At 70.4% G+C, this 1,093-nt stretch carries 1 protein-coding gene; it reads right to left on the bottom strand.

Annotation, left to right across the window (positions count from 1 at the left end; genetic code table 11):
- A partial coding sequence (locus tag A5708_RS02470; RefSeq protein WP_155765854.1) for an Hsp70 family protein occupies positions 1–1,093 on the bottom strand: 1,093 nt, incomplete at both ends.

Raw genomic sequence — 1,093 nt, 5'->3', positions numbered from 1 at the left:
GGAATGGGTTGCGCGCTCGGCGGCGGTGGCGGCGGCGGTACCGCGGTGGGCGGTGGCGGTGCCACCGGACGCGGCGCCACGGAGTTGGCCGGCGGCGCCGGCAGCGGCGCGACGGAGGGCGGTGGCGGGGCTGGACGGTTTTCAATCCCGGTCAGCGTGTAGGCCACCCCGCCGATCGCCGTCATGGCGACCACGGCCGACATGCCGAGGATCAACTGGGAGAACCGAAGCCGCAGCCAGGGCCGGCGTTCCCGCGGCGGTTCGATGACGTTGAGCCGCATCGACCAGCCGGCCGGACCGTCCTCGTCGTAGGTTTCGCCGCCGAACCGCATCCGCAGATCGCCGGGGTATTCGGTCTGCGACCAAGCCAATTCGCGATCGGTCAGCGCCTCGTCGTCGATCACCAGCACATCGCCGGCGCCCAGGTCGACCACATCACCGCTCGCGTCGGCCGAAGCGAGTAGCCCTATCGACGTCCGCGTGCGCAGATCCAGCTCGCCGCCGCGCGAGGCCAGGATCAGCGCGCCGCTGGCCGCGGCCAGGGCCGGCTGCGACGGCGTCAGGATCGGCGTGCGGCCGTGCATCGAAAGCCGTTCGGTGACAAGCGGAATGCGCGCGCCCCCGCCGACCGTGACCACCGCGGCGAGGTCCGACCAGCTCTTGCGGTAGCGCACCAGCATGTCGTCGAAGGCGTAGATGAAACCGGTCAGCCGGTCCTGGATCAGCTGTTCGAGGTCGTCCTGCGTCAACGTCAGGCTGCAACTGCGCCCGCCCAGCACCGCGGTGATCTCGGTGGCCATCTCGGTCGAGAGCCGCTCCTTGCCCGCGCGGCATTGCTCCCTGAGTTCGATGAGCTGTCCGACACCGGCGGTGCTGGCCGGGTCGAGGCCGCTGCCGTGACCCAGCTCGTCGAAGGCACGCAGCTGCAGCTCCTGGTCGATCTCGTCGCCGGACAACGCCGCGTAACGCAATGTGGCGCTGACGAGTTCAAAGTCCCCCGCGACATTGACCAAGGTGGCCGACGTGCCGCTGGCGCCGAAATCGAGCAGCCCCACCACGCCCTCGTCGGGCAGACCGAGCTCGGACTTCACCG

This window comes from Mycobacterium colombiense (genome assembly GCF_001672755.1).
Classification (GTDB): domain Bacteria; phylum Actinomycetota; class Actinomycetes; order Mycobacteriales; family Mycobacteriaceae; genus Mycobacterium; species Mycobacterium colombiense_C.
The sequence above is the reverse complement of the archived record's forward strand: the minus strand, read 5'-3'. Positions and strand labels throughout refer to the sequence as shown.